The organism is Cobetia sp. L2A1 (assembly GCF_009796845.1).
Classification (GTDB): Bacteria; Pseudomonadota; Gammaproteobacteria; order Pseudomonadales; family Halomonadaceae; genus Cobetia.
In genome coordinates this window covers 3,981,327-4,007,375 of the sequence record NZ_CP047025.1, presented here as the reverse complement: position 1 = coordinate 4,007,375, position 26,049 = coordinate 3,981,327, and the positions used below count along the sequence as shown (strand labels likewise).

Genomic DNA, 26,049 nt, shown 5'->3' with positions numbered 1-26,049 from the left:
TTTTATTCAAGATGAAAAAAACTTGTGAGAGAACCGAAATATGGCGTGAAACTGAAGAAGTGCCTGTAAAACGTCGTGCTATCGTCCAGATCAATGGAGGCAATCATTGATGGATAATACAGTGACGCACCAAGATAGAGCGGCAAGCTTTTTTCGTGCACCAAAATAGATGTTATGGCGTGTCAGAAAGGATTTTTTGCACCTTCTAGGGTCAAATTCTCTGGAAATAAGCGATTATTTACGTTCGATGGATATATTTTTCTTCATTAATTTCATTGGGTTATGATTTTTTTGGGCTGCTTCTGCGCCATTCTGGCACGCTCGCTGCAATGTTAGAGCATCCTGTCTGATGACTGGCATCAAAACGCTGGCCATGAGAGAAAAGAGATACAAACGACAGACAACGCTGACACCAACTGTAAACCGAGCCGCCGGCTCCATCGGAGAATTACCATGGCTGAGAAGACACTTGCCCTGATTGAAGAACACGAAGTCAAGTGGGTTGATCTGCGCTTCACCGACACCAAAGGCAAGGAGCATCACGTCTCCGTCCCGGCGCGCACAGTTGACGACGAATTCTTTGAAAATGGTCAGATGTTCGATGGTTCTTCCATTGAAGGTTGGAAGGGCATCAACGAATCCGACATGATCCTGATGCCGGATGACGGCACTGCCTTCCTCGACCCGTTCACCGAAGACACCACTCTGGTGCTGCGTTGTGATGTCATCGAGCCGGCTACCATGCAGGGTTACGAGCGTGATCCGCGCTCTGTTGCCAAGCGCGCCGAAGAGTTCCTCAAGTCTACTGGCCTGGGCGACACCGCCTTCTTCGGGCCGGAGCCTGAGTTCTTCATCTTCGACGAAGTTCACTGGAAGAACGAGATGAACGGCTCAATGTTCAAGATCTCTTCCGATGAAGGTGCATGGGCGACTGATTCCACTCCGGAAGGCGGCAATCTTGGCCACCGTCCGCGTCTGAAAGGTGGTTATTTCCCGGTACCGCCGGTCGACAGCTTCCACGATATCCGTGCCGCCATGTGCAACACGCTGGAAGCGATCGGTCAGGAAGTGGAAGTTCATCACCACGAAGTGGCGAACGCAGGTCAGAATGAAATCGGCGTCAAGTTCAACACCCTGGTGAAGAAGGCTGACGAAGTTCAGGAACTCAAGTACGTGGTTCACAATGTCGCGCACGCTTACGGCAAGACCGCGACCTTCATGCCCAAGCCGCTGGTAGGTGACAACGGTTCTGGCATGCACGTTCACCAATCCTTCTGGAAGGGTGGCGAGAACCAGTTCGCTGGTGAAGAGTATGCTGGTCTGTCTGAAATGGCGCTTTACTACATTGGCGGCATCATCAAGCACGCCCGTGCTCTGAACGCCTTCACCAACGCGTCCACCAACTCCTACAAGCGTCTGGTCCCGGGCTTCGAAGCGCCGGTCATGCTGGCTTACTCTGCTCGCAACCGTTCTGCCTCCATTCGTATCCCGTACACCGCGAGTGCGAAAGGCAAGCGCGTCGAGGCACGCTTCCCTGATCCGACAGCCAACCCGTACCTGGCATTCTCCGCGATGCTGATGGCTGGTATCGACGGTATCAAGAACAAGATTCACCCGGGCGACGCGATGGACAAGAACCTCTACGACCTGCCGGCCGAAGAAGCAAAATCCATCCCGACCGTGGCCGAGAGTCTCGAACAGGCAATGGAAGCACTGGACGGCGATCGTGAGTTCCTGACTCAGGGTGGCGTCTTCACCGACGACATGATCGATGCCTACATCGAACTGAAGGGCGAAGATGTCCAGCGCCTGCGCATGGCGACTCACCCGCTCGAATTCGACATGTACTACAGCGTCTAATCACGCTGCCTGTAAGTCCAGTGCGGTCTTTCTCGCTATGCCAGTCGTAAGCGATAGGCGATAGTGGAGAAGATAACGACAGGGCCATACCGAAAGGTATGGCCCTGTTTTATTGCGTCTCTGTTTTTGATGGCCATGTTTCATGGCGGCAGCTGAACGGTCGAGCTCAATGAGCGTCGACATGGCGACCCTGCACGACAGGCGATGTGATGATAGACCTTTCTTGGGAAATCCAATGCTGGCGTCAACGCGGTAAGCTTTGTAACTTGGCAGTAGGTCAACGTATTTACTCAACCAACTTGCAGAAGCTGTACGCGGCTTCTGGCCTCCCATGACTCTTTCAGGAATCTTCGGATGTGGCCTTTCGTATCCGCTTTATCTGTCGGTAGTACTGCGACTGAACATAGATCGTTATCAGACTCGCTCGCGCGCACTCAAGTAATGAGCGGCCCAATGGGCTGCCTGTTACTGGCGTTGTTGCTGGTATTGCCAAGTGTGTCATTCGAGGTTCAGGCGGCTCAGGTCTACCGTCATGTGGATGCCAATGGCAATGTCGTGTTCAGTGATCAGCCTGCTGGAGGTAGCAAGGTGAAGCTGACACCACTGAGCGTCGTGCCGTCTGCAGAGTCGTCTGGTGTACCGCGTTCATCGTCTGCGCGTGTCGCGCCATCATCCGAGTCGTCTTCCTCGCGGACCCGCGTGGCGCCAGCGGTGGATGTGCGCTTCCGGGGCTATACTCGCTTTGCCATACAGAGCCCCGCCAATGAGGAAACCTTGCCTACTGGTCAGGCCGGAAACCTGGCCGTGCGTCTTGGTATCGAGCCAGCATTGCGGCCGGGGGACAAGGTACGCGTGACCGTCGATGGTGCACCGTCGCAGTCGGCAATGAACAGCAGTGTGTTCATGGTGCCTGCACTGGCGCGAGGCAAGCATGTCATTCAGGCTGAGTTATTGGATGCCTCAGGTCGCGTCCGTCAGACCAGTGAGCCACGCGTCATCTATGTGCAGCGTGCCAGTGTCAATCTGCCGCGCAACCCCAACAATCCTGCGAATAGCGGGGGCTGATTGGTGCTCGCGTCAATTAGCATGAATATCGACAGGCCGCCTTCGGGCGGCTTTTTCATTTTTTGGGAGTCAGCATCGCTGACGGATGTGCAGGTAAAATTATGGCGGACATGGCAGTCCATCTCATGGGTGCACCATAATGATGCAATGGGTGAGGTGTGATATGACGTGCACAGCATCGGATGCCACACACACGGCACCTGCACCAGACTGGCGCGGTTATTGCAGAACAGGGAGACGTACCGCGAATGGCGAATAAACTCATGCATCAACGACTGCTCGAACACCTCAATACTGCTGTAGTGGTGCTGGATGCACAGCTGCGAGTGGTATGGATGAACCCGGCGGCAGAGACATTGCTGGCGGTCAGTCTGGTGCGCGTCAAGGGCCACACGCCAGAGCATCTGACGGGTATGGATGCCGACCCTATCAAGGTCTTGCGCAAGGCGCTTGATGAGCAGCACCCCTACACCCAACGTGAAGCCGAAATCGTCAATGTGGCCAATGAGGTACTGACGGTCGACTTCACGGCGACCCCGATCAGCCGCGATGAGCTGCTGGTCGAGATAGAGCCGCGTGATCGTCTGATGCAGATTTCGCGTGAAGAGGCACTGATTGCGCGGCAGGAAGCCGTCAAGGTGCTGACGCGCGGGCTGGCCCATGAGGTCAAGAATCCGCTGGGGGGCATTCGTGGCGCTGCTCAGCTGCTGGAGCGCGATCTGCCTGAGCCCCAGATGGTGGAGTTCACGCGGATCATCATCGAGGAGGTCGACCGTCTACGTGATCTGGTCGATCGCATGTTGGGCCCGAACCGTCCTCCCTTGCAGGCGCCAGTCAATATTCATGCTGTCACCGAGCGTGTGCGTTCGCTGCTGCTGGCCGAAGGCAACAGCATCACCATGGTGGCGGATTATGACCCGAGTCTTCCCGAGGTGATCGGTGATGAGGGGCAGCTGATTCAGGCGGTACTCAACATCGCGCGCAATGCGACCCAGGCGCTCAATGAGCAGCAGCCCGAGGGGCTGGCTGACGGGGAAGCTTCACATTACGAGATTACGCTGCGCACTCGGGCGCGTCGTCAGTTCACGCTGGGCCACGAGCGCCATCGATTGGTCTGTGAGCTGGCCATCATTGATAACGGCCCCGGAATCCCCGAGATCCTGCGTGAGACGCTGTTCTATCCGATGGTCTCGGGGCGTGCCGAAGGCTCAGGTCTTGGGTTATCGATAGCCCAAGGCATCCTGCACCAGCATCAGGGGCTGATCGAATGTGACTCGCGCCCCGGCCATACCGAATTCCGCCTACTTATCCCGCTTGCCGGCACTTCTGGAGATCACACATGAGCGAGACTGCCCGTGTCTGTATTGTTGATGACGATCGCGCCATCCGCTGGGTGCTGGAGCGCGCGTTGGCCCACCCCGACCTGGAAGTGGAGTGCTTTGAGCGTGCTGACCTGGCGCAAGCCAGCATCATGCGTCAGTGCCCTGATGTACTGGTGACCGATATCCGCATGCCGGGTATCGATGGCCTCGACCTGATGGCGCGTGTGCGTGAGCAGTATCCCGACTTGCCGGTGATCGTGATGACGGCACACTCCGACCTCGACAGTGCCGTTGCCTCTTATCAGGGCGGGGCTTTTGAATACCTGCCCAAACCCTTCGATGTGGATGAGGCGTTGGCATTGGTACGTCGCGCCGTGGCGCACTCACGCGAATCCAAGGCACCCGTCGCCGTGCCGGCAGGTCTCACCAAGGAGATCATCGGTGAAGCGCCGGCCATGCAGGAGGTGTTTCGCGCCATTGGCCGTCTGTCCCAGTCGCATATCACCGTGCTGATCAATGGTGAGTCCGGCACCGGCAAGGAGCGAGTTGCACAGGCATTGCATCAGCACTCGCCGCGCACGACTAAACCCTTTATCGCACTCAATATGGCGGCGATTCCGAAAGACCTGATGGAATCCGAGCTGTTTGGTCACGAAAAGGGGTCTTTCACCGGGGCCACGGCACTCCGGCGTGGGCGCTTCGAACAGGCTGATGGCGGCACGCTGTTTCTCGATGAGATTGGCGACATGCCCGCCGAGACCCAGACACGTCTGTTGCGTGTGCTGGCCGATGGCGAGTTCTATCGTGTGGGCGGTGTCACGCCGGTCAAGGTTGACGTGCGTATCATCGCCGCGACGCACCAGCATCTGGAGCGGCTGGTGGAAGATGGTCGCTTCCGTGAAGATCTCTTTCACCGCCTGAATGTCATTCGCGTGCATCTGCCGCGCTTGTCGGAGCGCCGTGAAGACATTCCACGCCTGATGAGCCACTTCCTCGGTGAAGCTGGACGTGAACTCTCGACGGAGCCCAAGATATTGACTGAGGCGGCCGAGAAGCACCTCACACGCTTCGATTGGCCCGGCAACGTGCGTCAGCTCGAGAACACCTGTCGCTGGCTGACAGTGATGGCCTCTGGGCGTGAGGTGATGGTGGAAGACTTGCCGCCGGAGCTGCGTGACGCCAGCGGCACCGAGGCCGCGTCGGGCGATTGGCGGGGGGCCTTCCGTGAGTGGGCGGACCGTGCTCTGGCGGCTGGCCATACCCATCTGCTGGAAGAGGCCGTGCCGGACTTCGAGCGCATCCTGATCGAGACGGCGCTCAAGCACACCGGCGGACGCAAGGGCGAAGCCGCAGAATTACTGGGCTGGGGACGCAATACCCTGACGCGCAAGCTCAAGGTGCTGTTGCCTGCACTGGCGGAAGACTGACCGCTTCAGAGGCGCGCCATTGTCGTGCCGTGTTCGTGCATCGCTCCTGCCTCGCTCCTGCCTCGGTCATGATTGGCCGAGGCAGGGTGAGAGGGAAGCTGGAGAGCAAGAGGACAGGGTGCCACAATCCCCTGTCCTCTTTTTTTATGCGCGTGCTTGCCCTCTGTCGTCTGCTTTCGCTGTCTTGCTCGGGCGATCGCCAAGGAGTCTTTTGATGTCACCAATGAACTGGGAACGCCTGCTGGAGCCGAGTCGTCTGCACGATGCGCCGGGTACCGCGCCACGTGAGATGGGGCGTACACCTTTCCACAAGGACCATGACCGCATCGTGTTCGCCGGCTCGTTCCGTCGCTTGGGACGCAAGACCCAGGTACATCCGCTGACCGATAATGATCATATCCATACCCGTCTGACTCACTCCCTGGAAGTCGGCTGTGTCGGGCGTTCATTGGGCATGATGGTCGGTGAGAAGCTGCACGCGCGCCTGCCTGAATGGATCACGCCAGCCGACCTCGGCGTGATTGTGCAGACGGCGTGCCTTGGGCACGACATCGGTAATCCGCCCTTCGGCCATGCGGGAGAGTATGCCATTCGTGACTGGTTCGCTGCCGAAGCTGCCAGCGGTCACGGACGCCTCACCGGGCTCAGTGAGACCGAGCGCGCCGACCTGCTCACCTATGAAGGCAATGCGCAGGGTTTTCGTATCGTCACCCAGATTGAGTACAACCAGTTTCATGGTGGCATGCGCCTGACAGCGGCCACATTGGGCACACTGCTCAAGTACCCATGGACGGTGGAACACGCCACCGCTGGTGGCAAGTTCGGTTGCTATCAGAGTGAGCGAGAGCTGCTGGATGGCGTTGCAGAGCGCTGTGGGCTGATAGCACGTGCCGATGGACGCTGGTGCCGTCACCCGTTGGCATGGCTGGTCGAGGCGGCAGATGACATCTGCTACGCGCTGCTGGATCTGGAAGACGGCCTCGAGATGGGCATTCTCCAGTTCACGGAGGTATTCGACATACTGACAGGCATCAGTGGCGGTGAACCGCGTGAGTATGCCGAGATGGAAGCTAGAGGCACGTCTCAGCGACGCAAGGTAGCCGCACTGCGAGGGGCGGCGATGGAGCGCGCCGTGAAAGATGTCGCTGAGGCCTTCGTGCTGCACGAGCATGAGCTGCTTGCGGGTACGCTCAGTGAGGACCTGCTGGACCTCTGTCATCCTGATCTTGGCTGGGGTGTGCGTGAAGCCAAGAATCTGGCGCGTCAGAAAATCTTTCGCAATGAGCGTAAGGCCAAGCTGGAAATCGGCGCCTATACCACGCTAGGTATTCTACTCGAGGCCTTTATCGGTGCGGCGCATGAGCTGCATACCACTGGACGCTCCAGCTTCAAGCATGAGCGGGTGCTGGCGTTGATCGGTGAAAATACTCCCACGCGTGACTGGGATCTCTATCGCAGCTATCGACGCATGCTCGATTTTATCGGTGGCATGACGGATCACTTCGCCGTTGATCTGGCACAGGAAATGGGTGGTCGTCTGCGGGGGGATTGACGTCCGCACTTGAAGTCAGATGGCATCGTGGTGCGGTTGTGGCGCGATGCCATGTAAATATGCAGCAAGTCGCCGTTGAATTAACTTTACTAAAACTATCAAAGTGTTGTACTAGAATTATACGAAGAGCGGCGCAACGCTGCCTTCGACAATCCATGATGGCGCGACAATCATGGAGGAATAAAAATTATAACCGAGGCTTATTCATGAGTACGAAACCGGCCAAGACCTCTTCTGCCTCTTCCGAGGGAGGCGTGCGAAATTCGTTCGACATGATCGACAAGCCGACCTTCTTCGGTTCTATCCTTTTGCTGCTGGCAGTGACCGTACCGCTACTTGTCTTCCCCGAGCAAGGTGCGCTGTGGGTAGCGGCAGCCAAGGACTTCGTCACCAGCAAGCTCGGCGTGTTGTACCTGATGATGGGGGTTGGTGCAGGCGGCTTCATGGTCTACATCATCTTCAGCGATATCGGACAGATTAAACTTGGCGAGCCGGAAGAGAAGCCTGAGTTCTCGATGGTGTCCTGGGCGGCCATGCTGTTCTGCGCGGGCATCGGAGCCTCGATTCTCTACTGGTCGATGATCGAGTGGGTCTACTACTACCAGTCACCGCCGTTCCACATCGAGGGCCAGACACCGGAAGCCGCTGAATGGGCCGCTGCCTATGGCATCTTCCACTGGGGGCCACTGGCGTGGGCTATCTATCTGATTCCTGCCGTCCCTATCGCCTATTTCTACTATGTACGCCACCACAGTGTGCTGAAGATCTCTGAAGCGCTGATGCCAGTGCTGGGCGAGAAGCTGGCGCGGGGGTGGTTGGGCAAGCTGGTCGATATCAGCTTCATCTTCGGTATGCTCGGCGGCGGTGCAACCACACTGGGTCTGGCGGCACCGATGATCAACGAAGGGGTACATGAGCTATTCGGCGTGCCCAAGTCGCTGACCACGCAGGTTATCGTGTTGTTGGTGTGCACGGCGCTATTTGGCTATAGCGCCTACGTGGGGCTCAAGAAAGGCATCAAACTGCTCTCCGACATCAATTTCTGGTTGGCTATCGGTCTGCTGCTGTTCGTCTTCATTGCCGGACCCACCCTGTTCATGGCTAATACCGGGCTGGACGCGTTGGGACGCGTGATGAGCAATCTCATCCACATGGCGACCTGGACGGAACCGTTTAGCGAATTCAAGGGTTTCGAGAATACGCACTTCCCGCAAGACTGGACGATCTTCTACTGGGCATGGTGGCTGGTATTCGCACCGAGTGTTGGCCTGTTCATCGCTCGCATTTCGCGCGGGCGTACCATCCGTGGGATGGTGGCGGGTTCGATGTTCTTCGGCACCATGGGCTGCTTCCTGTTCTTCATGGTGTTGGGTAACTACGGACTGTACCTGCAGCTATCGGGAATACTGGATGTGGTGAGTATTCTGAATGAACAGAGTCCGACGGCGGCTATCTTCGCGATGCTGCATACGCTGCCGTTGGATTACCTGGTGATCTTTGCCTTCACTCTGTTGGCACTGATCTTCACGGCCACCACCTTCGACTCCATCTCCTACATTCTCGCTGCCGTGGTGCAGAAGGAAGTGGATGAAGAGCCGATGCGCTGGAATCGTCTGTTCTGGGCCTTCGCACTGTCGTTCATGCCCATCGTGCTGATGTTTGTCGGCGGACTGGATACCTTGCAGACCGCTTCGATCATCGGCGGTGTCCCGCTACTGCTGGTAGCGCTGCTGCTGTGCATCTCCGTCGTACGTGCGGCACATTATGATCTACGCTATCAGCCGGACTATTCAGTGAAGGAGATCAATATCGAGGAGTTCCCGGCAGATGATCCCTGGAGCGAGGCCGGTAGCTGGGAGATAGAGGAAGGTGATGTTCCGGCTGCTGGCAAGCCGCTGCAGGATCCGCCGAAGAACCATATTGAAGGCGACCCGCATAGCCGTCCTTCACGGTTGTGATCGATAGCCAGTCGTGACGTATTGAAAAGCCGCCCACTGGGGCGGCTTTTTTGGCTTTTGACAGTAGCGCTGAGCGTTGGAAAGTGAAGCAAGGCGATCAGGCGTGGTATGCAATGCGGCTGTACAAGCGGTGCTCAGGCGACTTCGAGGCAAGGTGTGGGCGATGCTTGCGGGCTTATCATCGGCGGCATCGGATCACTATCGCTACTCTCTAGGGCGAGATAGCGACTGATGGCTGCCCCGATTCGGCGTGAACTATCGACGATACCCTGATTGCCGAACAGCCGATTGAACTCGAATACGATAGGACATCCGTCAACCATCGCGATATCGAAGCCGGCATGATCGACGCCTAGTGTCTTCGCCAGGCGCAGTGCCAGCGCAATAGCGGGACCCGGAATATTGTCGTAAGCCGTCTCACCACCCTGGCTGATATTGGAGCGATAGCCTCCCAGTGGCGTGACGCGCCAGTAAGCCGTGATGACTTCCCCACCGACCACGACGATGCGCAGATCGCGGTCGATATCGAGTCGTGGCTGGGCATACAGTACTGGGTGATCTATGGCATGCGCTTCCAGCTCAGCGCGACAGGTGATCAGTTTGACACCGATACCCATCGCGCTCTTCACTTCCTTGACGATCAGCGGGTAGCCGAAGCGCGCCTCGATATCATCCATCGACTGACGGCTCGCCCCACGAATTTCGGTCGCCGGGACGTTGTCGGGACAGATGGCTTGAAAGACACGCGTCTGCTCGACCTTATCGTGGCCGATCGCGTAGCTGGGCAGGCTCGGGAAGATACGTTTCCCCAGGCCATAGACCAGCGTAGTGATCTGCCAGTACTCGGGGAATAACAGGATGTCGGCCGCGCGGATCTCATCGAGATGGTCTAGCATGCGCTCCGGCTTGATATAGCGAACGCCGGGAATACCGAGAGTGCGAAAAGCGTCGAAGGTGATGAGTTTCATGCGAGATATGTCGCCAAGAGCGCCATCATTGCGATAGCGCGTTAAGGGTGCCAGAGCTGGACCGGCGCGTATTTAATGCCGCGCCGGACGCCTTGGCAAGCCTTTATCGGGCGACGGGTGAGGAGAGTGGCGTCACTGTCTCAGGTGCAGCCTCACCGTCTGTCTCGTTGACACGTCTTTTGTGCTACGTGTTGGCAAGACGTTCGGCCTGTACGCGATCAAGAATTGCCTCATTGATACGCCGTTTGAGAGACTCATCCAGTACTGGACAATCGGCCTCGGGTGACATGCAGCGGGTACTCAGCCACTTGGCCAGCCCCTCGCCGTTGACGACATCAGGGTCGCCCTTACGCTGCTCACCTTGCGGGATGATCTGCCAGCCGGGCAGTGCCAGCACGCCATGGACCGGGACGTCGACGCCACATTCGCGCTTCAGCCAGGCGGCGGTCCAGTCGCGGGCAATACGCGTCTCGCGCAGCGGCTTGCGTTCGCGGCTACCCGGGAAATACAGGCGACCATCCTTCAACTTGACCTCATTCTTGATCACGCCCAGGGCATCCAGTGAACGTGAGCGGGCCTTGGTACGAATCGCGTAAGCGCCGGCCGGTGTTACCACCAGATGGTCAATATGGAAGCCGTCAGCGGGTACGTCGTGATAGACCACGCTACTCAACTGTTCCGGACGAATCAGCTGGTCCAGCTCCTGTCCGATGGACAGCTCGCAAGCGAGACCCAGCTTGAGCTTGCGGATACGCTGGAAGTGACGCGTCAGGCGCAGCGCAAAGATCAGCACGAACAGCGCACAGGCCAGTCCGTAGCCAGACCACTCCAGCCAGTTTTGATGCTCGCCGAAGACCATGCGACCCATGCCGTAGACCAGTGGACTCAGGGTGATCAACGGCCCCAGCGCGCCATCAAGAAACAACGCTTGAAAGGCGGCATCCAGACGATCACGCAGGCTCTGGCCCGGCTCGCGCAGCTGGCGGCGAGTCAGTGGTGACTGGATGCGCCGCTCATGCAGGCCACGCATGCCCAACACCACCAGCGCGATGGCGCCCAATGGGGTCAGAAAGAAGACGGGGAGCAGATATTCCAGCCATTGCATGATGTTGTCCTACCCGCTAGAGGGGCGTCGGCGTCTAGCGCACGCCGTCGCGTATGTCGGATTGAGAGCTGTCGGATCGAGCGTCAGAGCCGAACGCGCCGCCTCAGTGCCCAAGTGCACGAGGTAGCGGCATGATGGGAACTTCAGTCACGTTATCACGCGCACTGTTGCCTTCGAATACCGGTACGGCCGTGTCATTGATCCAGTAAAGCTGTCCCTCGCTGCGCACATCCGCCTGTAGTGCATAGCGATGACCGTCTTCGATGGCATTGCGATCGTACTGCAGGCTGACAGGGAAGGGCCCCTGTCGTAGGCCACCGTAGCGTGTGCTGGCAATCAGACCGGCAGGAGTATCCGCCTTCGAGACATCCACCAAGCGTACTTCAAGCTGGGCATCCGCTGGCGCCGTGAAGGCCTGCTGTGGCACCACGCGTGCATCCATCTGCGTGAAGTCGGGGCCTGTCATGCAGCCACTCAATCCCAATACGCCGGCCAGCAGCGCCGTGAGGGTGATAGCGCGAACAGAGATGGCGCGAACAGGGATGGCGCGGGTAGCACGACCTGGCGCGCGACTGCACGCCGAGCAAGAATGGCGTTGTGTATCGGAATGCGGCATGTAAGTCCCTTTTGAGGCTCTTGAAAAAGATGGCTTATATGACTCAGCCGCCGGCCAACTTGACGGTATAGCCCAGTCGAGCGAGTTCGGCTTTGAGCGTATCGCGATGATCGCCCTGAATCTCCACGATGCCGTCCTTGAGACTACCGCCGGTACCGCATCGCTGCTTGAGAGTCTTGGCGAGCGTCTTGAGTTCCTTCTCGGCGAGCGGAATACCCGTCACGGTGGTAACACCCTTACCCTTGCGGCCACTGGTTTCACGGCGAATGCGTACCACGCCATCCAGATTTTCCAGCCGTTCACGTTCGGCCAGATCAGCACACTCGCACTCTGCCTCCGCGCGGCGGCACTCAGGGCAGGTTGCGCCATGTTCGGTGGAATAGACAAGCCCGGATAGCTGATCCTTGAGCGAGGCCATGATGACTCCTGAGATATTGACGATAAACGAGTGGCCGGCGGCGTGTGTGCCGTATGCCGTTAATATAAGGATACCTGCGCAGGTACCAGGCAGCGAGTATCTGGCCCCATGTGATCGTCAGTATTCCAGTATATGAAGATAAAAAAAGGCGACCCTATCGGGTCGCCTTTTCAGGGTTTCATCTGTGGGCGTAGGAAGATCAGTTGATCTTCGGGTCCAGCTCGCCACGGGCGTAACGCTCGAACATCTGCTCGAGATTGATCGGCTTGATCTTGCTGCCGTGACCGGCGGCACCGAAGGCTTCATAACGCGCGATACAGATGTCGCGCATGGCCTTCACGGACTCGCTCAGATACTTGCGCGGGTCGAATTCGGACGGGTTCTGTGCCATGAAGCGACGGATAGAGCCGGTAGAGGCCAGACGCAGGTCAGTATCGACATTGATCTTGCGCACGCCGTGCTTGATGCCTTCGACAATCTCGTCGACCGGCACGCCGTAGGTTTCCGGAATCTTGCCACCGTATTCGTTGATGATTTCCAACCATTCCTGTGGCACGGAGGAAGAGCCGTGCATGACCAGGTGCGTCTCCGGAATGCGGGCGTGAATTTCCTTGATGCGCTGGATAGACAGGGTGTCACCTGTCGGCGGCTTGGTGAACTTGTAGGCACCATGAGAGGTACCAATCGCGATCGCCAGTGCATCGACATGCGTCTTCTTGACGAAGTCAGCAGCTTCTTCCGGGTTGGTCAGCATCTGCTCGTGATCCAGGATGCCTTCTGCGCCGACGCCATCTTCTTCACCGGCCATGCCGGTTTCCAGCGAGCCGAGGCAACCCAGTTCGCCTTCGACTGACACACCACAGGCGTGCGCCATCTCGACGGTGCGACGGGTCACGTCGACATTGTATTCGTAACTAGCCGGAGTCTTGCCATCTTCTCCCAGCGAGCCGTCCATCATCACTGAGCTGAAGCCCAGCTGGATGGAGCGCTGACAGATCGCCGGGGAGGTGCCGTGATCCTGGTGCATGACGACCGGGATGTGCGGGAATTCCTCGATGGCAGCCAGAATCAAGTGCCGGAGGAACGGTGCGCCAGCGTATTTGCGTGCACCGGCGGAAGCCTGAACGATCACCGGAGAATCGGTGTGATCGGCGGCTTCCATGATGGCGCGCATCTGCTCGAGGTTGTTGACGTTGAACGCCGGGATGCCGTATCCGTACTCGGCTGCGTGGTCCAACATCTGGCGCATGCTGATCAATGCCATGATCTCACCTGTCTTTTTGAGGAATCGAGTGGAGAAGCGTCGGGTGCCCCCCGTCAATTGACGAGGGGCGACCTTGTGGCCGTGACTCTATTGCCTGCGCCGATGAGGACACAGACGGGTTCAGCTTGCTGCGGCTTCCAATGCCGCAACGGCCGGCAGTACCTTGCCTTCCACGTATTCGAGGAAAGCGCCACCACCGGTAGAAATGTAGGACACGCGAGACTCGACGTCGTACTTGTCGATGGCCGCCAGGGTGTCACCGCCACCGGCAATCGAGAAGGCGTCGCTCTCGGCGATGGCGTAGGCCAGCTTCTCGGTGCCATTGGCGAACTGCTCGATCTCGAACACGCCGACCGGACCATTCCACAGAATGGTGCCGGCACCCTTGAGCAGCGCGCCGAAACGAGACGCGGTGTCCGGGCCAATATCCAGAATCATCTCGTCGTCACGTACGTCAGAGACCGCGCGTACGATCGCTTCTGCCTTGTCAGAGAATTCGGTGGCGACCACGACATCGGTCGGCAGCGGAATCTCTACCTTATCCATCAGTGCGCGTGCGGTATCGAGCAGGTCAGCCTCGTAGAGCGACTTGCCGACGTTGTAGCCGGCCGCTGCAATGAAGGTGTTGGCGATGCCACCGCCGACGATCAGCTGGTGGCACTTGTCAGACAGTGCCTTGAGCACTTCCAGCTTGGTGGATACCTTGGAGCCGCCGACGATGGCGACCATCGGCGCGCGTGGTGCCGCCAAAGCTTTCTCGAGGGCTTCAAGCTCTGCTGCCAGTAGCGGGCCAGCGCAGGCAGCCGGTGCGAAGCGGGCGACGCCGTGAGTTGAGGCCTGGGCGCGGTGTGCGGTACCGAAGGCGTCCATCACGTAGATATCGCAAAGTGATGCATAGGCGCGAGACAGCGCTTCTTCATCCTTGCCTTCACCGACGTTGAAGCGCACGTTTTCGAGCAGTACCACTTCGCCATCAGCAATGTCCGGTGCGGAATCGAGATAATCGCTGATCAGGCGGACTGGGCTACCGAGCAGCTTGCCTAGATGCGCCGCGACCGGTGCAAGCGAAAACTGGTCTTCCGGCTGGCCTTCGGTCGGGCGCCCCAGATGACTCATCAGCATGACGCGTGCACCAGCATCGCGGGCTGCCTTGATGGTCGGCAGGCTGGCACGGATACGGGCATCGCTGCTCACCTTGCCGTCGCGAATCGGGACATTGAGGTCTTCGCGGATCAGGACACGCTTACCGGACAGGTCGAGAGCAGTCATCGTTTTCACGTTCATGACGGGTTCCTTGGTCGTGAATCAGTGGGGAGATCTCCCGTCGCCCGAGGCATTGAATCGCAGGCGTGCCAGTGTGTGGCGACATCCAGCATGCGATTGGCAAAGCCCCATTCGTTGTCGAACCAGCACAGCAACTTGATCAGGCGGTCGCCGGCAACGCGGGTCTGGGTCGTGTCCACGATACCCGAGCGCGGATCGTGGTTGAAGTCGATGGATGCCGTTGGCTCCTCGCTCAACCCTATCAGCCCACAAAGACGCTCGGCACAGGCGGTGCGCAGCAAGGCATTGACCTCTTCCGCCGTCACATCACGCTTCACTTCAATCGACATGTCCATGCACGAGACGTTGATGGTTGGCACGCGTAGATGAAGGCACTCAAAACGACCCTCAAGATGCGGCATCAAGCGATTGATACCCTTGGCCAGTCCGGTATCCACCGGCACGATCGAGCCCATCGCTGAGCGCGTCAGACGCAAGTCAGTCTGGTGGTAGGCATCGATCACTGGTTGATCATTCATCGCTGAGTGCACTGTGGTGGTCACACCACGCTCCAGCCCGAAAGCCTGCTCCAATACGGTCAATACCGGGATCAGGCAGTTGGTCGTGCAGGAGGCAGCGGAGACGATGCTCAGCCCCGCGCACAGTGCAGATTGATTGATGCCGCATACGATGGTGGCGTCTACATCAGCATCGGTATCGCCTGGCTGTGAAAACAGCAGGCGACCTGCGCCTGCTGCCAGATGACGCTCGGCAGTGGCGCGATCCTTGAAGCTACCGGAGCACTCCAGCACCAGATCAATCCCCAGTGCCTGCCACGGCAAATAGTCGGGATCTGCCTCAGACAAGATGGTGATGGCGTGGCCGTTGACTACCAGCTGTCCATCACACTGCTCTACCGTGCCGGGGAAGCGGCCGTGAGTCGTGTCGTAACGCGTCAGATAGGTGATGGTATCGAGGTCCGACAGCTCGTTGATCGCCACGACCTCCAGTGGCAGAGACTCGCCGCGCGCTTCACGCTCGACCAGTGCCCTGAGCACACATTGACCGATACGCCCGTAGCCATTGATGGCGATACGCAGTGGGGCGTTTTCCCGCTGTTGGCGCTGCTTCGATTCCGAGGCAGACGTTGATGTCTTCAGAGGGCTGTCGTGGCTCAAGTGTGTCTCGTGTCGTGTGTCGTGATGTTCTTCTCGTAGGGGGTTCATGGTAGCGCATCGCATTGGTGGGCGGGGGGCACGAGACGTGCGCAAGCGCCTGATTTATGGGTTTTTTCGTCTAACGACGGGTAGTTAGACTACTGATATTGGCCAGTTGTGTAGTCGGGCCAGAGAGTGTCGCGGGAGACGAAAATCGCCGCAAGCTGAATGCTCACGCTGGTTGAATCGTGTCACCCGGTATCGCCAGGTCGAATGGGCGTTGACTACAGGCGACACTTTCCACATGACCCAGCGGGAATCCAGGAGGCCCTTATCGAGGAGGCGGAGATTGAGCCTGCCATGAAACTCACCTCAAGACGTGCCGCAACGCACAAGGCAGCAACGCCCCCACGATGGAAATGGGGAGAGAGCACAGCAAAACGCCGCTGCCCCCTTGCGGGAGACAGCGGCGTCGATAGCGCTGTGATACTGGCACTGATGTTCAAGCCCCAATATTCTAGCGCTGACTTTCTATTGGGGTATCAGCCCAGTAGCTTGCTGGCACGCTCGACAACATTCTCGACGGTGAAGCCGAAGTGCTTGAACAGGTCTCCCGCCGGTGCGGATTCCCCGAAGGTCTCCATGCCGACGATATCGCCGTTCAGGCCGACGTACTTGAACCAGAAGTCACGATGACCGGCCTCGATCGCCACACGTGCAGTGACGGAGGACGGCAGCACGGATTCGCGATATTCCATGTCCTGGGCATCGAACAGATCGGTGGCCGGCATGGAGACGACACGCACGGCACGACCGGCGGTTTCCAGCTCAGCGGCAGCATCCATCGCGAGGCCGACTTCAGAGCCCGTCGCGATCAGGATCAGTTCCGGTTGGCCGTTGGCGGCATCTTTCAGTACGTAACCGCCACGACCGATGTTGGCCAGCTGCGCCTTGTCACGATTCTGGTGCGGCAGGTTCTGACGCGACAGGATCAGCGCGGTCGGGCCGGAATGACGCTTGATGGCCGCATCCCATGCGGCGGCGGTTTCCACAGCATCCGCCGGGCGCCAGGTGGACAGGTTCGGCGTGGTGCGCAGGCTGGTCAGCTGCTCGATCGGTTGGTGGGTCGGACCATCTTCGCCCAGACCGATGGAGTCGTGGGTGAAGACGTAGATAACCTGCTGACCGATCAATGCGGCCATGCGTACGGCATTGCGCATGTATTCCATGAAGATCAGGAAGGTCGCGCCGTACGGAATGAAGCCGCCGTGCAGGCCAGCACCGTTCATGATCGCGCCCATGCCGAACTCACGTACCCCGTAGTGCAGGTAGTTGCCGCTGAAATCATCGTGGGTGATAGCCTTGGCACCCTTCCAGAAGGTCAGGTTGGACGGTGCCAGGTCAGCGCTACCGCCGAGCAGTTCCGGCAGCTGCGGGCCCAGTTGGTTTAAGCACTCGAAGGACGCCTTGCGGGTCGCGGGGCTATCGCCGGCGGCCTGGGCGTCTTCGATCATCTTCTCACTGGTCAGGTTATGCGGCAGCTTGCCGGCCAGACGACGTGTGTACTCGGCGGCCAGTTCCGGGTGCGCTTCCTGATAGCGGACAAAGCGGGTGTCCCACTCGCTCTCGAGCTTGGTGCCGCGCTCGCTGGCATCCCAGCCGTGGTAGATGTCTTCCGGAATATGGAAGGGAGCGTGAGTCCAGCCCAGCTTCTTGCGGGTGGCGGCGACTTCGTCATCGCCCAACGGCGCGCCGTGACAAGCCTCGGTGCCTTCCTTGTTGGGTGCGCCAAAGCCGATCACGGTCTTGCAGATGATCAGGCTCGGCTTGTCGTCGTGGCTCTTGGCCAGCGCGATGGCGGCATTGATCTCTTCCGGCTTGTGGCCATCAACGTTAGCCACGACATGCCAGCCGTACGCTTCAAAGCGCTTGGCGGTATCGTCGGTGAACCAGCCTTCGACTTCGCCATCGATGGAGATACCGTTGTCGTCATACAGCGCGATCAGCTTGCCCAGACCCAGGGTGCCGGCCAATGAGCTGACTTCGTGGGAGATACCTTCCATCAGGCAGCCATCACCCAGGAAGCACCAGGTAGTGTGATCGACGATGTTATGACCCGGACGGTTGAACTGCGCCGCCAGTGTCTTCTCGGCAATCGCCATGCCCACCGCATTGGCCAGGCCCTGACCCAATGGGCCAGTAGTGGTCTCGATGCCCGGCGCGTAGCCGTATTCCGGATGCCCAGCAGTCTTGGAGTGTAGCTGGCGGAAGTTTTGCAGATCTTCAAGGCTCAGCTGGTAACCCGTGAGGTGCAACAGCGAGTAGAGCAGCATGGAGCCGTGGCCATTGGACAGCACGAAGCGGTCACGGTCGGCCCAGTTCGGGTTGGCCGGATTGTGCTTGAGGTGATCGTTCCAGAGCACTTCAGCGATGTCGGCCATGCCCATGGGGGCGCCGGGGTGGCCAGACTTGGCTTTCTGAACGGCGTCCATGGAAAGTGCACGGATGGCGTTGGCCAGGTCAAAACGGGAAGGCATGCAGTAGCTCCTCGCCTGCGGGGCGTCAAGAGTGGGGGCAATGAATCACGGCGATCTGCTGAGGGCGCATGACGTCGTGAAGGACTGTGCGCGCTGGGAAAGACAGAGGCGTCGCGTGAACCTTGTGACGCACGGACAAGTGCCCGAGCGTTATCTCCGAATGAGCATTGTCACCGAGATGACAGGGCGCGGCAAACCTCATTCCGCCCGTAGGGAGGTTCATAAGAGGTATATAGAGGTATTGGCAGTGATGATGACTGCCACGCAAAGCACAGACTTTGACTTGAGCCAGCCCTGAGCCAGCCACTAGGTATGACCTTGTCGCAAAAAGGTCTCGATATGACCGCCGTAGGTGGCTCATGGCGCTAGGCACTCACATAAGTGGCGTGTAAACTCGCCACCCCGAGGCCAAGCCATCTGAGCCAAGCCTCATCGTGCGCCGCAAGCGTGTTTCTACTCGGTCTCAAGCAGCAATCTGCCGTCAGTGGCCGAATCATCCCCGCATCCGAAAAGAGGGTCGAGGACCAATGAGCGAATACTCACTCTTCACATCCGAGTCAGTGTCTGAAGGTCATCCGGACAAGATTGCTGATCAGATTTCCGACGCCGTGCTCGATGCCATCATCGCACGCGACAAGCAGGCACGCGTTGCGTGTGAAACGCTCGTCAAGACGGGCGTTGCCATCGTGGCCGGCGAGATTTCCACCACTGCGTGGGTGGATCTCGAGGAGCTGGTACGTCGAGTCATCACCGATATCGGCTACACCTCTTCCGACGTCGGCTTCGACGGCGCGACCTGTGGTGTCCTGAACCTGATCGGCAAGCAGAGCGTTGACATCGCCCAAGGCGTTGACCGCAGCAAACCGGAAGATCAGGGCGCGGGTGATCAGGGCCTGATGTTCGGCTATGCCACCAACGAGACCGAATCCTACATGCCGGCGCCGATCCACTACGCCCACCGTCTTGTGGAGCGTCAGGCTGAACTGCGCAAGAACGGCATGCTGCCGTGGCTGCGTCCTGATGCGAAGAGCCAGGTCACTTTCCGTTACAACGAAGCCGGCAAGCCGATCTCCGTTGAAGCGGTCGTCCTCTCGACTCAGCACGATCCGGACGTATCTCAGGAAGATCTGCGTGCGATGGTCAAGCGTGAAATCATCGAGCAGGTATTGCCGGCTGAATGGCTGACCGAGACGACCCAGTACCACATCAACCCGACAGGTAACTTCGTGATCGGTGGCCCGGTGGGCGATTGTGGTCTGACCGGTCGCAAGATCATCGTTGATACCTACGGCGGCATGGCGCGTCATGGTGGCGGTGCCTTCTCTGGCAAGGACCCGTCCAAGGTCGATCGCAGCGCTGCCTATGCCGGCCGTTACGTGGCCAAGAACATTGTCGCCAGCGGCTTGGCTGACAAGTGCGAGATCCAGATCTCCTACGCTATCGGTGTGGCAGAACCGACGTCCGTCGCGATCAACACCTTCGGCACTGGCAAGATCAGCGATGCCAAGATCGTTGAGCTGGTACGTGAGCACTTCGACCTGCGTCCGTATGCCATTACCACCATGCTGGATCTAGCGCACCCGATGTACCAGCTGACGGCAGCCTACGGGCACTTCGGTCGTGAGCCTTTCGAGCACAGTTACAGCTGGACTGACGTGAGTGGCGAGCAGAAGACCGAAACCTTTACCGCCTTCCCGTGGGAAAAGATCGATCGTGCTGATGCCCTCAAGGCGGCCGCTGGCCTGTAAAGGTCGCGTTGCCATGATAGGCCATGGTGCTCATGAGTCTGCGTAGACATTCTGTGTCAATGACTCATGAGTATCAGACACACGAAAACCCGCCACGGCGGGTTTTCGTGTTTTCAGGCACCGTCAGTCGGGGTGCGCGTATGAGCGAGCGGTACCGGTACCGCACTCAGGTAGGTGAGAAATTTTTTCCAATGTCGTGTTCCAGGAAAGATACTATGAGCCAGAGTGGCCAGAAGGCACCTGATTTACGTTATCTCAATGCCTATAGCCCGCAGCTTCAGCAGCAAGCTCATGACTTGCTGGAGGCAGAAAAGACGGCTGACTTTTTTCTGAAGCGATACCCTGAGGTCCATGGCATTAACGGTACTCGTCCGCTGTATGAGTATACGATGGCATTGAAAAATCAGTTCATGCGTAGCTCTGCGCCTATTAGCAAAGTGATTTACGATGACAAGATTCACGTGATTAACAATGCACTGGGATTGCATACATTCGTTTCTCGAGTGCAGGGTAATAAGCTCAAAGCCAAGAATGAAATTCGAATTTCTTCTTTATTCCGACGTATTCCTGAACCATTGCTAAAAATGATCGTCGTGCATGAATTAGCACATCTGCGTGAGAAGTCACATGACAAGGCGTTCTATAAGCTGTGTTGTTATATGGAGCCGGACTATCATCAGCTCGAGTTCGATCTGCGCCTTTACTTATGCCATCGAGATCGTTTTGGAGATCTTTGGTAAATTGCCTGTCCAAGATGAGTTCACTCTTCTTGCGTCTTTATTCCTGAAATAGAGGACGGGTGATAGTTGTATAGCCTTTAGCTGATTCAGCTTGGCTTCGTCATCTGCTTGAGAGGCCCTCGTTCGGGATTTCACTATCACGGGGCCTGGGCGCTGGCAGGAGCGATGCCACAGAAGACCAAGTGGCCCAGGCCATTTCCCAGTACCATGGAATGACTATGCTGTGCGTGCTGGCAGCATCACCACAAAGGAACGCATTTGGATGCTTAATCTCGCCGCACTGTTCATTACCATCACTGCCGTGTGCATGTGGTTCAACCAGCGGGTGCTACGACTGCCGCCCACCATTGGCGTGATGGCCATCGGATTGGTGCTGTCTCTGGTGGTCATCGGGCTGGATCACTTTGCGATTACCACCGCTGTCGCGGATAGCGCTGAAGACTGGTTGTCGCGGATCAACTTCAACAGCCTGTTGATGGACGGCATGCTGTCCTTCCTGCTGTTTGCCGGTGCACTGCATGTTGATCTCTCTCGGCTGAAAGCCTATCGCCGCTCCATTGGCTTGCTCGCAACGCTGGGTGTGCTGGTCTCGACGATAGTGATCGGTTCGGCGGCTTGGTGGCTGTTTCAGTGGGCGAGCATCGAGGTGCCCTATCTTTACTGCCTGGTCTTTGGAGCACTCATCTCGCCCACGGACCCCATTGCGGTGCTCGGCATCATGCGCAGTGCGGGGGCGCCATCGGATATGGAGATTCGCATCGTCGGTGAATCACTCTTCAATGATGGCGTGGCGGTGGTGCTGTTCACCGCATTGCTCGCTACCGCCTCTACCGGTAATGGTGAGATTGATCTGGGCCACATGGGCCTGTTGTTTGTCGAAGAAGCGGGCGGCGGTATTCTGATGGGGCTGGTGCTGGGGTGGCTTGTCTATCAGTTGATGCGCAGCATTGATCAGTATCAGGTTGAGGTGATGCTGAGTCTGGCGCTGGTTCTCGGGGGTTACGCGCTCTCTTCTGCTCTTCATGTGTCTGGTCCCATCGCGATGGTGGTGGCGGGACTCATCATCGGCAACATGGCGCGTGCTGGAGCGATGTCGGATAACACACGCCGTTATCTTGACGGCTTCTGGGAGTTGATCGATGAGATTCTCAATGCCGTGCTGTTCGTGTTGATTGGCCTCGAGCTGGTCCTGATGCCGATCAGTCTGACCGCGATTGGTATCGCGCTGACATTGGTGGCTGTCATCCTGCTGTCTCGCCTGATCATCATCGGTGTGCCGCTGAGCATCCTGCGTCGCTGGTATACCTTCCGCAAGGGCACCACTCGAGTGCTGACCTGGGGCGGCCTGCGAGGGGGTATCTCGGTCGCACTGGCGTTGGCGATTCCTGAAGGCGAATTCCGTGAACCGCTGGTGGTGACGACCTACATCATCGTGTTGTTCTCGATTCTGGTGCAGGGCTTGAGCATCGGCAAACTGGTGAAAGTCATCGTCGGCGATCGTTCTCAGGCGGAGTCGCAGGAAGAAAAGCATTAGCCCTAGATGAACAATGAGCCGTGGTTGGAAGTCGAACCATGACTGAAAAGACGCAACGCCCCGATGCCCCTTCACAGGAGTGTCGGGGCGTTGTGGTTCAGGCCTTTGGAGGCTCTGGCATTGCGGGGTTACAGCCTGCTCAGCCCTGAGGCGAAAATGCCGCTCAGCGGCTTGTGTTCCGAGACGAGATTATCTGAGCGAGCACCAGGCTGACGCATCAGGGTCAGCAGCAGATCACGTCCCGCCAGCATCGGATCGATGACCGGCAGCTTGATCTTGGCTGCGATGGCGTCGCGCAATGGCCCCATCGCAGCGCACCCCAACACCAGACTTCTAGCACCGCTGGCCCGAGCGGATTCACAGCTTTCCAGCAAGGCGGGAGGAGGTGTCTGTGCCTGCGAGAGCGTCATTACCGGCACCTCGCACGCCAGTACCGTGGAGCAGAGCGAGCGCATCGCGTAGCGCTCCAATAGCTGATGCGACATCGGCAGCGTACTGGCCATGCTGGTGACGATGGCAAAAGGAGGCACCGAAAGTGCCGCCATGTGCATGGCTGCCTGTGCGATACCCAATACCGGTACGGGGCTCAGCTCCCGCGCGGCTTCCAGCCCGGGATCTCCGAAGCAGGCCAGCAGGTAGCCATCGGCGGGAGGCGTCTCCAGCAGGCCAGCTCTGTCCTGACTGATCAGCGCAAGTAGCGCGATGACGGCCATGGCCTCCTCAACGGCTGTCTCGATGCTTGGGGCGCCATGTTCGGCAGTCAGCACCTCCAGCTTTACATCCTCTGGCAGTTGCTGCATCAGGCGCTCGGCCATCTGCTGGCTCATGGTGTGACTGGTATTGGGGTTGATGACCTTGAGACGCAGCATGCTGAAGTTCTCGTCTGGGCGTGTCTGGCCTGATGAATGAGGCGAATGACACGCGCTGGAAGGGACTGACAAGTCGGGAATGCCTGACCGCGAATGACCACCAGCACCAGCAGCTTTCGTGCCAGCCCGGAGCCCATCAGCAAAGAAACGTTCGTTTCATCATGTATGTTCGCCTCATCAATCACTCCCCTATCCACTGACGTCGCGACAAGGCAGAGGGCCCTTTCCGGCACCCTGAACTCTGCTCGTCAATGGTGCAGACTCCTGATCGATCAGCCATCAATGGTGCGTCGTTACTGGGGATTCCTCATGATTCGCGTCTCCGCCAGGCAAAGACGATCGGATGGTGAGGGTGCGAGAAAGCATTATGGATTGAAAGTCAGCAACAAGTGTTTCACTGGCACGCTTGTTGAAAGGTGGGAGGCATTCCGAGACATGTCGCCTCGGGAAAGGCCCACTCTGGAGACGACAATGACACGCCAGACCACCCCAAGCGCTGATCTGCCCGAGGCCAGCAAGCGACTGATCAACGAGGACCTCGCGCCTTGCGATCAGAACTGGAACTGGTACAACATCTTCTCGTTCTGGATGTCCGATGTGCACAGTGTCGGTGGCTACGTGTTTGCGGCCAGCCTGTTTACTCTGGGCTTGGCGAGTTGGCAGATACTGGTCGCGATGCTGGTGGGAATTCTCATTGTGCAGGTGTTTGCCAATCTGATCTCGCGCCCCAGTCAGCTGACCGGTGTTCCTTTCCCGGTGGTCTGTCGTCAGTCTTTCGGTATCTACGGCGCCAACATTCCCGCGATCATCCGTGGCCTGATCGCGGTGGTGTGGTACGGCATCCAGACATATCTGGCCGCACATGCACTGATGCTGGTGCTGCTGCGTTATGTGCCGTCGCTGGAAGGGTTGACCGAGGTTCAGTATTTCGGCCTCTCTACGCTGGGATGGTACTGCTTCCTCTTCATGTGGGTGCTGCAGGCGTTGGTGTTCTGGTGGGGCATGAATGCCGTACGCCGCTTCATCGACTTCGCAGGCCCCGCAGTCTATGTGGTGATGTTCGCGTTGGCAGGTTGGATCGTCTGGCAGGCCGGCTGGGAAAACATCAGTTTCACACTGGGGAGCAAGACACTGTCCGGCAGTGAAGCGCTTTGGCAGATGGTGATCGCGGCGGCATTGGTGGCGGGCTACTTCGCTGGGCCGACGCTCAACTTTGGCGATTTCTCGCGCTATTGCGCGACGCCCGGGGACGTGAAGCGTGGCAACTTCTGGGGCCTGCCAGTCAACTTCCTGTTGTTTGCCATCATCACCGTCGTCGTGGTGTCCGGCACACAGCCCATCTTCGGTGAGATGCTGCATGACCCGATGGAGACCGTGGCGCGCATCGACAATGGTGTGGCAGCAGCGCTGGGCATTCTGACCCTGGTACTGGCGACCATCGGCATCAATATCGTGGCCAACTTCGTCTCGCCAGCCTTTGATTTCTCCAATGTGGCCCCCTCGCGTATCAGCTGGCGAATGGGGGGCATGATAGCGGCCATTGGTTCCATCTTCATCACACCGTGGAATCTGTTCAACAATCCCGAGATCATTCAGTACACAGTGGGTATCCTCGCGGCCGCCATCGGGCCCGTCTATGGAGTGATCCTGTTTGACCATTATCTGATCCACAAGGGGAATATCAATACGCGCGCCCTGTTCACGGAAAGTGCGCAAGGGGATTACTTCTTCGAGAAGGGTGTCAATGTGGCAGCGGTCAAGGCGCTACTTGCGTCATCCACCGTGACATTGATCATCAGCTTCATGCCGCTTGGAGATATCACACACTTCACGTTGTTCATTGGCGGCCTGATGGCAGCGGGGCTTTATGGCATCTTCTCTGGCTACTGGCTGGGAGATGCGGCCTCTGCGCGTATCTACGTGCCAACGACCTCACGCCGCAAGGCATATTGAATGCCTGGCTGAAAATCGAGTCGTGAGTGAATGTTGAGCCACAACTGAAAAGACGCAACGCCCCGCTGCTCTCGACAGGAGTACCGGGGCGTTGTAGTCCTTGGGCGATCTGGGATGAAGGACTAAGCGGAAGCAGTAGTCTCAGCAGTAGTCTCAGCAGTAGAACAATAATATCAGTATTTAGTATTCAATAATCCATAAGGCATCATGTCTATGGATTCATCGTGTAAATATTGGAGTTGGTATGAACATCCGGTAATATCGATAGTAATATTTCTTGTGGCATTGATTTGTTGTAGTCAAATTATCAGGGAAGAAGATTATTTGGTTTTATAGACCCAAGGATTTTATTTTCCAGACAATATCATCTATCCCTATCTATCGCGTACTCTTGGGGCCATACTGAATCGTAGTGCCTCAGTCTGTAGCTTTACTGTGTCATCTCGGCCATGAGATTGGACAATACTGACTTCAGCTTAGAATTCATCTCAGAAGGGAAATATCATGAGTAAAGGCCAAGACAGTAAAAAAGCGACAAAAAAGAAGCCACTTTTAACAGCAAAAGAGAAGAAAGCGGCCAAGACGGCCAAGACGGCCAAGAATCCTGGCAGCACTTCTTCAATTCATTGAGCATGAGATGGCCACCATGTTGTGTGGTGGCCTTATCGTTACCGTGTCGTCTCGACAGTCGGT

General features: G+C 57.8%; 20 protein-coding genes. 11 read left to right on the top strand and 9 right to left on the bottom strand.

Going from position 1 to position 26,049, the window contains the following annotated elements; translation table 11 throughout:
- The first annotated feature begins 453 nt into the window (after window positions 1-453).
- The 6 genes from glnA (at window position 454) to GQR90_RS17005 (ending at window position 9,184) form a co-directional block, all read left to right on the top strand.
- Complete coding sequence (glnA, locus tag GQR90_RS17030) at window positions 454-1,860, top strand: glutamate--ammonia ligase (RefSeq protein WP_158775110.1); 1,407 nt, start codon at window positions 454-456, stop codon at window positions 1,858-1,860.
- Between the two features lie 453 nt (window positions 1,861-2,313).
- Window positions 2,314-2,925 (top strand): DUF4124 domain-containing protein, encoded by a 612-nt coding sequence (locus GQR90_RS17025; protein WP_158775109.1) that lies wholly within the window; start codon window positions 2,314-2,316, stop codon window positions 2,923-2,925.
- Between the two features lie 263 nt (window positions 2,926-3,188).
- Window positions 3,189-4,268, top strand: a complete 1,080-nt coding sequence (gene glnL / locus GQR90_RS17020; protein ID WP_158775640.1) for a nitrogen regulation protein NR(II) — start codon at window positions 3,189-3,191, stop codon at window positions 4,266-4,268.
- Complete coding sequence (gene glnG, locus GQR90_RS17015) at window positions 4,265-5,674, top strand: nitrogen regulation protein NR(I) (protein ID WP_158775108.1); 1,410 nt, start codon at window positions 4,265-4,267, stop codon at window positions 5,672-5,674. Before glnL ends, glnG begins: the two co-directional genes overlap by 4 nt.
- 214 nt (window positions 5,675-5,888) lie before the next feature.
- Complete coding sequence (locus tag GQR90_RS17010; RefSeq protein ID WP_158775107.1) at window positions 5,889-7,226, top strand: deoxyguanosinetriphosphate triphosphohydrolase; 1,338 nt, start codon at window positions 5,889-5,891, stop codon at window positions 7,224-7,226.
- A 206-nt stretch (window positions 7,227-7,432) separates the two neighbouring features.
- The gene (locus GQR90_RS17005; RefSeq protein ID WP_158775106.1) at window positions 7,433-9,184 is read left to right on the top strand and encodes a BCCT family transporter; all 1,752 of its coding nucleotides are present in this window, start codon (window positions 7,433-7,435) and stop codon (window positions 9,182-9,184) included.
- Between the two features lie 134 nt (window positions 9,185-9,318).
- Here the strand turns inward: GQR90_RS17005 and GQR90_RS17000 are convergent, their stop codons facing one another.
- The 8 genes from GQR90_RS17000 to tkt all read right to left on the bottom strand — a co-directional run bounded on the left by GQR90_RS17000 (window position 9,319) and on the right by tkt (window position 18,512).
- Complete coding sequence (locus GQR90_RS17000; protein WP_158775105.1) at window positions 9,319-10,152, bottom strand: ATP-grasp domain-containing protein; 834 nt, start codon at window positions 10,150-10,152, stop codon at window positions 9,319-9,321.
- Between the two features lie 184 nt (window positions 10,153-10,336).
- Complete coding sequence (locus tag GQR90_RS16995) at window positions 10,337-11,257, bottom strand: nuclease-related domain-containing protein (protein WP_158775104.1); 921 nt, start codon at window positions 11,255-11,257, stop codon at window positions 10,337-10,339.
- Window positions 11,258-11,360: 103 nt separating this feature from the next.
- Entirely contained in the window at window positions 11,361-11,873 is a 513-nt protein-coding gene (locus GQR90_RS16990) for a YbaY family lipoprotein (protein ID WP_158775103.1), read from the bottom strand.
- Window positions 11,874-11,916: 43 nt separating this feature from the next.
- Window positions 11,917-12,291 (bottom strand): translation initiation factor Sui1, encoded by a 375-nt coding sequence (locus tag GQR90_RS16985; RefSeq protein WP_158775102.1) that lies wholly within the window; start codon window positions 12,289-12,291, stop codon window positions 11,917-11,919.
- Window positions 12,292-12,490: 199 nt separating this feature from the next.
- Entirely contained in the window at window positions 12,491-13,555 is a 1,065-nt protein-coding gene (gene fba / locus GQR90_RS16980) for a class II fructose-bisphosphate aldolase (RefSeq protein ID WP_158775101.1), read from the bottom strand.
- 120 nt (window positions 13,556-13,675) lie between these two features.
- The gene (locus tag GQR90_RS16975; protein ID WP_158775100.1) at window positions 13,676-14,839 is read right to left on the bottom strand and encodes a phosphoglycerate kinase; all 1,164 of its coding nucleotides are present in this window, start codon (window positions 14,837-14,839) and stop codon (window positions 13,676-13,678) included.
- Complete coding sequence (locus tag GQR90_RS16970; protein ID WP_442778530.1) at window positions 14,836-15,996, bottom strand: type I glyceraldehyde-3-phosphate dehydrogenase; 1,161 nt, start codon at window positions 15,994-15,996, stop codon at window positions 14,836-14,838. Before GQR90_RS16970 ends, GQR90_RS16975 begins: the two co-directional genes overlap by 4 nt.
- 521 nt (window positions 15,997-16,517) lie before the next feature.
- Window positions 16,518-18,512 carry a transketolase gene (gene tkt / locus GQR90_RS16965; protein WP_158775098.1) on the bottom strand — a complete coding sequence of 665 codons (1,995 nt, stop codon included), beginning with the start codon at window positions 18,510-18,512 and terminating at the stop codon, window positions 16,518-16,520.
- Window positions 18,513-19,039: 527 nt separating this feature from the next.
- On the opposite strand from tkt, the gene metK reads away from it, so the two are divergent.
- From metK to GQR90_RS16950, 3 genes are all read left to right on the top strand, one after another.
- Entirely contained in the window at window positions 19,040-20,260 is a 1,221-nt protein-coding gene (gene metK, locus GQR90_RS16960; RefSeq protein WP_158775097.1) for a methionine adenosyltransferase, read from the top strand.
- 215 nt (window positions 20,261-20,475) lie between these two features.
- Window positions 20,476-21,000, top strand: coding sequence for a YgjP-like metallopeptidase domain-containing protein (locus GQR90_RS16955; protein ID WP_158775096.1), 525 nt, complete (start codon window positions 20,476-20,478; stop codon window positions 20,998-21,000).
- Window positions 21,001-21,262: 262 nt separating this feature from the next.
- Window positions 21,263-22,534 (top strand): cation:proton antiporter, encoded by a 1,272-nt coding sequence (locus GQR90_RS16950; protein WP_158775095.1) that lies wholly within the window; start codon window positions 21,263-21,265, stop codon window positions 22,532-22,534.
- A 128-nt stretch (window positions 22,535-22,662) separates the two neighbouring features.
- Here the strand turns inward: GQR90_RS16950 and GQR90_RS16945 are convergent, their stop codons facing one another.
- Window positions 22,663-23,403 carry an aspartate/glutamate racemase family protein gene (locus GQR90_RS16945; RefSeq protein ID WP_158775094.1) on the bottom strand — a complete coding sequence of 247 codons (741 nt, stop codon included), beginning with the start codon at window positions 23,401-23,403 and terminating at the stop codon, window positions 22,663-22,665.
- A gap of 471 nt (window positions 23,404-23,874) precedes the next feature.
- Between GQR90_RS16945 and GQR90_RS16940 the strand changes: the two genes are divergently transcribed.
- Together GQR90_RS16940 and GQR90_RS17770 are read left to right on the top strand one after the other, a co-directional pair.
- Complete coding sequence (locus GQR90_RS16940) at window positions 23,875-25,356, top strand: NCS1 family nucleobase:cation symporter-1 (RefSeq protein WP_158775093.1); 1,482 nt, start codon at window positions 23,875-23,877, stop codon at window positions 25,354-25,356.
- A 504-nt stretch (window positions 25,357-25,860) separates the two neighbouring features.
- The gene (locus tag GQR90_RS17770; RefSeq protein WP_267902036.1) at window positions 25,861-25,986 is read left to right on the top strand and encodes a hypothetical protein; all 126 of its coding nucleotides are present in this window, start codon (window positions 25,861-25,863) and stop codon (window positions 25,984-25,986) included.
- Window positions 25,987-26,049 lie beyond the last annotated feature (63 nt).

Excerpts from the sequence above, each read along its gene's own strand:
- GQR90_RS17770 (WP_267902036.1), top strand. The coding sequence starts at position 25,861 with ATGAGTAAAGGCCAAGACAGTAAAAAAGCGACAAAAAAGAAGCCACTT.
- glnL (WP_158775640.1), top strand. The coding sequence starts at position 3,189 with ATGCATCAACGACTGCTCGAACACCTCAATACTGCTGTAGTGGTGCTG.
- glnA (WP_158775110.1), top strand. The coding sequence starts at position 454 with ATGGCTGAGAAGACACTTGCCCTGATTGAAGAACACGAAGTCAAGTGG.
- GQR90_RS17000 (WP_158775105.1), bottom strand. The coding sequence starts at position 10,152 with ATGAAACTCATCACCTTCGACGCTTTTCGCACTCTCGGTATTCCCGGC.
- GQR90_RS17005 (WP_158775106.1), top strand. The coding sequence starts at position 7,433 with ATGAGTACGAAACCGGCCAAGACCTCTTCTGCCTCTTCCGAGGGAGGC.
- glnG (WP_158775108.1), top strand. The coding sequence starts at position 4,265 with ATGAGCGAGACTGCCCGTGTCTGTATTGTTGATGACGATCGCGCCATC.
- metK (WP_158775097.1), top strand. The coding sequence starts at position 19,040 with ATGAGCGAATACTCACTCTTCACATCCGAGTCAGTGTCTGAAGGTCAT.
- GQR90_RS17010 (WP_158775107.1), top strand. The coding sequence starts at position 5,889 with ATGTCACCAATGAACTGGGAACGCCTGCTGGAGCCGAGTCGTCTGCAC.
- fba (WP_158775101.1), bottom strand. The coding sequence starts at position 13,555 with ATGGCATTGATCAGCATGCGCCAGATGTTGGACCACGCAGCCGAGTAC.
- GQR90_RS16985 (WP_158775102.1), bottom strand. The coding sequence starts at position 12,291 with ATGGCCTCGCTCAAGGATCAGCTATCCGGGCTTGTCTATTCCACCGAA.
- GQR90_RS16995 (WP_158775104.1), bottom strand. The coding sequence starts at position 11,257 with ATGCAATGGCTGGAATATCTGCTCCCCGTCTTCTTTCTGACCCCATTG.
- tkt (WP_158775098.1), bottom strand. The coding sequence starts at position 18,512 with ATGCCTTCCCGTTTTGACCTGGCCAACGCCATCCGTGCACTTTCCATG.
- GQR90_RS16950 (WP_158775095.1), top strand. The coding sequence starts at position 21,263 with ATGCTTAATCTCGCCGCACTGTTCATTACCATCACTGCCGTGTGCATG.
- GQR90_RS16945 (WP_158775094.1), bottom strand. The coding sequence starts at position 23,403 with ATGCTGCGTCTCAAGGTCATCAACCCCAATACCAGTCACACCATGAGC.
- GQR90_RS16955 (WP_158775096.1), top strand. The coding sequence starts at position 20,476 with ATGAGCCAGAGTGGCCAGAAGGCACCTGATTTACGTTATCTCAATGCC.
- GQR90_RS16940 (WP_158775093.1), top strand. The coding sequence starts at position 23,875 with ATGACACGCCAGACCACCCCAAGCGCTGATCTGCCCGAGGCCAGCAAG.
- GQR90_RS17025 (WP_158775109.1), top strand. The coding sequence starts at position 2,314 with ATGGGCTGCCTGTTACTGGCGTTGTTGCTGGTATTGCCAAGTGTGTCA.
- GQR90_RS16990 (WP_158775103.1), bottom strand. The coding sequence starts at position 11,873 with ATGCCGCATTCCGATACACAACGCCATTCTTGCTCGGCGTGCAGTCGC.
- GQR90_RS16975 (WP_158775100.1), bottom strand. The coding sequence starts at position 14,839 with ATGAACGTGAAAACGATGACTGCTCTCGACCTGTCCGGTAAGCGTGTC.